We start from the raw sequence: 5,935 nt of genomic DNA on the forward strand, positions 1-5,935 counted from the left end.
AAATCCTGTCGCACAACAGGTTTAATTAGCTCATGAAATACGGTATTCTGATGTGACAAAACCTGAATCCTGGTCGTTAAAGTGTTTGTTTGCACTCATATTTTAACTGTTAGGACTCAGGTTTTTTTATTTAAAGCAAACTATGGGACAGCAGTGCCGTCAGGGGCTTTTTTTATGTCAGTGCAAATAACACATCGCCTGATTGTAACACCCCTGTTCAAATGGATATTCCTGTTTAAATTCCCTTTCAGCAGATCATAAGAGTGACTGCATCCACCTTGAACAGATCAAAATAACGGTTTTTTTTCAATCTTTTTCATACAAATATTTCGCTTGTCGCTTCAGCATTCATGCTAAGTTGATTAAAAGGAACATAAAAATTATTGAAAAATTCAGGCATAAAAAAGCGATCTTCTGGAGCAGAAAATGCAGGCAATCATTGAGGTGTGGAAGGTATTTCGCGTATTGCCTTCAGCTTGGCTACTTTTATTACAATTTATTATTTTGATCCTGTCCGTTGCAGTCAATTACAGCACGCCTTACCGTACGCTCAGCTGGCTATTGGGAGTGCTGGTTTTACTGGTCATTGCCAAAGTGATTAAACAAACCCCAATGTTTACCATTTTGGGCTTAAGTTTCGTGAGTGGCGCCGTGATTTTTTCTTCCCTGATGTTATTAGGCATAGAAAATCTCTGGATACAGGTTATCGCCCATGGCTTTGAAGCAGCCGCTTATTTTAGCGCGGCTTATGGTCTGTTGCGTTATATGTTTGAAGACCGCTATTTAACCCGAGATGAACTGTTTGCTGCGGGTGCGGTATTTACCCTGTTGGCCTGGGGATTTGCATTTTTGTATAACGTTTGCCAGCTGCTGGCGCCGGGAAGTTTCCTGAATCCCAACGTTGCAGGTTTACAAAGCTGGCTTGATTTATTGTTTCTGAGCTTTAGTTTACAGTCCGCAACCGGCTTATCAGATTTAATGCCCATAAGTGCCCCCGCACGGGTACTGGCACTATTGCAAATGTTTTCTGGGGTGATGTATCTGGCCCTCATTGTTTCACGCTTGATTGCCTTGCAATATATTGCTCATTTACCCAAGCATCCTACGGATAAAGACCAATAAAAAAGGACGCTTTAAGCGTCCTTTTTTACTCTTTTTCTAATTCAAAATTAGAAACGGAATTTAGCGTTAACGCCTACAGTTTCTGTATCGTATACAGAACCTTTTTCAGCATTGGCATTTACGTAAGACGCACCAACTGCAACAGCAGGAGTGATGAAGTAATTTACGTTCGCACCCCAAGCTTTGTCTGGTGAACCAGCGAAGCTAGATTCAGCGTAAGAAGCGCCAACGCTTAACTTAGGCGTAACGAAAAGAGTTGTACCTAGGTTATAAGCAGTGTCTTCACCATAAACTAAACCTGACTCAAAACCGATTGACATGTTCGTACCGTCAATTGCACCTACGTATTTAGTACGTGCAGTGATTGCATCTTGGTCTTGATCAATTGTCTCAGATTCTAAACCAGCTTTAGCAACGCCATTAGCAAGGATGTTGAAAGCATCTAAAGAATATTGGTTTGCAACGCTGGTATAACCCACAGCCACCAAGAAGTTGTTAATTGGAAGAACACCAAGCTCTAAAGCATAACGGTCACCGTGATCATCGGCATTTCCATCTTTGTTGTCAGTAATGGTATTGCTATAAGAAGCGCTAGCGTATACAGGAACAACTTTAGTTGGAATATACGCTTCAGCTTTAGCACCAATAGTGTGAGAAGTGAAATCAGAATCGTCTGCATCTACATCGTATTCACCGTAGTTATAAGCTACAGACACGTTAGACGCTTGGTTTAAGAAAGCTGCTTCAGCCAATGGACCTTTAGAAGAATCAACATCTTTAAGGTAATAAGTGCCTTGCACAGCACCAGTAAAGTTTTTGTCATTTACTGTGTTGTCGATGTACTCAGATTGACCTTGTACTTCTACTTGATACGCTTGAGCACCGGTCATGGCTAATAATAAAGCAGTGGCTAAACCGAGTTTTTTCATAGTAATTTCCAGTTCTATTTTCTATTGCAGATGGATTAAACTATGTTCATTGTATTGTAACAAAACATTAAGTCAATGAACTAAAAAGACATTATTTTGTTTTTTTTTTNTAATAAAGCAGTGGCTAAACCGAGTTTTTTCATAGTAATTTCCAGTTCTATTTTCTATTGCAGATGGATTAAACTATGTTCATTGTATTGTAACAAAACATTAAGTCAATGAACTAAAAAGACATTATTTTGTTTTTTTTTTGTTATGAGTAGCATATGTGGTTAAAAAAAATACAAATGATCTATGCTATGTCAACTTTGAAAATTGTTTTTTAGAACAAATGAATAAGCGGTTTTTTATAACGTATCTGCTTGGGAATAAACAGAAATTAATGGCTAATTATAATGTTAAATTGAATTAATTTTAAGAATTAATTGTAAAATTCAATTGAAATATATTTTGTTACGTGAACTGTGCCCCATCTTGGAAATGTTTGTTCGATTTCCGCGATGAAACTTTCAAAACTGATAATTTTTGATTGAAAAATAAACACATTATTTTTTGTTTTGTGATGTATTTAACATAAATGAAGGGAATTTTTGTTTATTTAATACCTTACTACTTTAATAGGCTTTACTTATTTGGTAATTTTTACCATAATGTATCTATCAATTCATACTACATTGAAATAATGTGATGATGATCTGATTCTCCATAAGCAAGTTTTTGTTTTATATGCCCAACTTTCCCCAAGGTTGGGCTTTTTTTTATTTAAATCAAACAATTTCATTGAGTTTAAAAGAAAATAAATAGCAGAATAGAAACCAAGACTGCTGAAGTTAAAGCTTATTTTTTTTCATGATTAAATAATTTATTTTTTTAGTCATCTATTAATTGATAAAGCACCAATATAGTGCAATAAAATATAATATTTTTAACCTGTTTATTAAGTTCTAAGCATAAAAAACCCCAATTTTCAAAGAAAACTGGGGTTTTTCGCCAAAATCTTCGGAAAAATTAAATAGTCTGCTGAGGAATATATTTAATTTGCCCTAATGCAGTGCATTATGCACTTATTTGTAGCACGTGTAAATGTTTTCTTACAACTGTCGTAGAAAATTTTTTAAATCTTTATAATTTATAAAAAAATTTAGAAAAATAAATAGTTTATATTCTCAATATTGGCAGCAGAAAGCCGAGGTTTAATTTGGACTGTGTGCTGACTTCAGGGTAATTCAATCATTTCCAAACTCTCCAATTACATAGTGAAAAGCGATCCGATGCTGTAAGCAAAAAAACAGGCAAATACGGAGATAAATTCGGTTAAAACGATAGCCCGAGGAGCTGTGCTTTAAAGCTTTAGTCAAGAAATACAGGATTTTTAATTTTTATTTGAAAAAATATTATAAGTGATTGATAAAATAGAAATGTTTAAAAATTTTGATTAAATTTTAACTCTTTTTAAATTAAAATCATGTAATATATATAATTGTATTTGCATATGATTATCAAACATGATTGATCAGCCGTGTTGTATGGAGCGTATTTGATTCATGCATAAATTACGCTCGGAACATATCAGCCAGCGACTGTTCTGGTCAATGATCATTATCATCCTGTCTTTACTATTTTTGTCTGTTCCTTTAATTGTCAGTAGTTATCAAAGCTATCAAAAAGCGGATCGAGCTTTAACTGAAATTTCTGCGCTTCGTGCAGTTGCCGATTTAGCCAATAAAATTTCCCGGGAACGGGCACCTGCGAATAAGGTCATGTCGAGTAATGCCGATGAATTCGCGGCAAATCTAAAAGAATTAAAAGCTTACCGTAAAGAAGTGGACCTGCAGATTGAACAGACACATGCAATTTTAGCTGCGGCGGGCTTTACGGTTCAGTCTCAGGCATTATCTTCCCAGTTAAAAGCCGCTCTGGCCCAAGGTCGCAATGCTGTTGATGCTTATGGCGCCTTGCCTCGATCTGAACGGAGTGCAAAACAGCTGGATCAGGCGATTCAGCACATGTTTAAGGCGTGGGACAGTTGTAAGGGAATTATAGAAAATGTATTGGTGCATTCTGAAGCTAAAGGGACTTCAGTTTCAGACTATTATACGCTGATTTTAATTTTGGCTGATTTGCGTGATCAGGCGGGTCGAACTGCATCGAATATTGTGGCAGCAGTGACTTTTAATGAAAAAATACCTGAAGATAATTTAGCGCGGTCGTTACAGACGCAACATCAGGCCCATTATTTATGGGCTTTAGTGAATACCATACAGCCCGAACAGGATAAAACCCCTGAATATCTAGCTTTGCATCAGCAAGTAAAAACACAATTTTTAGACCGAGGCATTCCAATCGTTGCCCGCCTGATGAATGAAAGTATCCACAATCAGGCATATTCATTGACCGGTACGCAACTCACAGAGGCAATGGTTGATAAATTTGTAACAGTGGTCGATCTGCAAAGCTATATTCTGGATTACAGTGTTAAGGTGGCTCAAAGCCAGAAAAAACAAGCCCAGCAAAAATTGATTTTAATTTTATTGGTGGCGCTGATTTGTTTGGTAACGGTTATTTTTACCATGATCCATGCGCGCAATCATGTTTTTATACCTTTAATTAAAGCCAGAAATACCATTCTTCGATTGGCCCAGCATCAGGTTATAGAGACCGAACGGGAACCATTATCTGCTGCAGAGCCAGTCACCTTGTTGAATGCCCTTAAAGAATTAAAGCGCGTGCTACAGCAGCGTGATGCACTGGAATTTCAGCTCAGAAATATTGCCAATACGGATAATTTGACGGGTGTATCTAACCGTTTGGCTTTAGATGAATATATCCGTTATCTGGAAAACAAGCCGAATCAATTGAAACAAACCGGCCTAATCATTTTTGATGTGGATGACTTTAAGCATGTGAATGATACTTTTGGGCATATTGTGGGTGACGAGGTGATTAAGCTAATTGCAGAAAAATTGCAATTTAATGTCAGAACTTCGGATTTAATTGTACGTTATGGTGGTGATGAATTTTTGGTTTTAATTGAGCAAACTACTTTTGAGGAGGCTTGGGGTGTTGCAAATAAAATTCTTAAAGAGATTGGCGGTTCTGAACTTTATATTGCTGAACTGAACCAGAATATTCATGTTTCTGTCAGTGCTGGCGTTGCGGTAGGGGCTGCTTCGTGGATGGCATTGCTGGAAAAAGCCGACAAGTCTTTGTTTCAAGCCAAAGAAAATGGCAAAAATAAAGTGGCGGGGTGATTTTAAGAGGGAAATTATTCTATGGATATTCGAAATAAAAGAGTTCGTTTAAAAGAGTTACTTGAACAAAATATAAGAAATGAAAAAATTGGAACAGCAATTGCGATTACAGGTTCGTGGGGTGTAGGTAAGACCTATTTCTGGAACACGTTTTTAGAATCAGAATTGTCCGAAGAACGAATTTATAAAAAGGATAATGTCTTTAACCGCAAATATGCTTATGTTTCGTTATTTGGATTGGAATCCTTAAGTGATTTAAAAACACAAATTTACAGCAGCATTGAAAATTATCATTCAACTGTTGAAATTCCAAAATGGATCAAAGGTTTGCCTTCAATATTTAAGGATACAAAGATTTCTCAATTTGGCGTAAGTGCTTCAGCTAAGATTTTCGATAGTTTGATGTTTAGTCAGGTTAAAGATGCGATCATTTGCTTTGACGATTTTGAACGGATGTCCAATAAGCTTGATATTAAAGATGTCATGGGTTTGGCAAATCAGCTTAAATTGGAAAGAAATTGTCAGGTAATTTTGATTTTAGATGAGTCAAAAACAGAAGAAAAAAACAAAGAAAAATACGCTGAATATAAAGAGAAATTGATAGATGAAACAGTCAAAATTACATCGGTTGAG

4 protein-coding genes are annotated in these 5,935 nt (G+C 36.3%); 3 read left to right on the forward strand and 1 reads right to left on the reverse strand.

What is annotated here, in order from left to right:
- Nucleotides 1-426 precede the first annotated feature (426 nt).
- Nucleotides 427-1,122, forward strand: coding sequence for an ion channel (locus H4I94_RS12605; RefSeq protein ID WP_261183315.1), 696 nt, complete (start codon nucleotides 427-429; stop codon nucleotides 1,120-1,122).
- A gap of 47 nt (nucleotides 1,123-1,169) precedes the next feature.
- On the opposite strand, the gene omp33-36 is transcribed toward H4I94_RS12605, so the two are convergent.
- Nucleotides 1,170-2,051 carry a porin Omp33-36 gene (gene omp33-36 / locus H4I94_RS12610; protein WP_261183316.1) on the reverse strand — a complete coding sequence of 294 codons (882 nt, stop codon included), beginning with the start codon at nucleotides 2,049-2,051 and terminating at the stop codon, nucleotides 1,170-1,172.
- Nucleotides 2,052-3,595: 1,544 nt separating this feature from the next.
- Here omp33-36 and H4I94_RS12615 point away from each other — a divergent pair.
- Both H4I94_RS12615 and H4I94_RS12620 read left to right on the forward strand, forming a co-directional pair.
- Nucleotides 3,596-5,302: a GGDEF domain-containing protein gene (locus H4I94_RS12615; protein WP_261183317.1), complete on the forward strand. Its 1,707-nt coding sequence runs from the start codon at nucleotides 3,596-3,598 to the stop codon at nucleotides 5,300-5,302.
- A gap of 21 nt (nucleotides 5,303-5,323) precedes the next feature.
- Nucleotides 5,324-5,935, forward strand: a 612-nt coding sequence (locus H4I94_RS12620; protein ID WP_261183318.1) for a KAP family NTPase, incomplete at its 3' end; no start/stop codon positions are given.

Origin of the sequence: Acinetobacter sp. T_3_1, from assembly GCF_025377055.1 — a bacterium.
GTDB lineage: Bacteria > Pseudomonadota > Gammaproteobacteria > Pseudomonadales > Moraxellaceae > Acinetobacter > Acinetobacter kookii.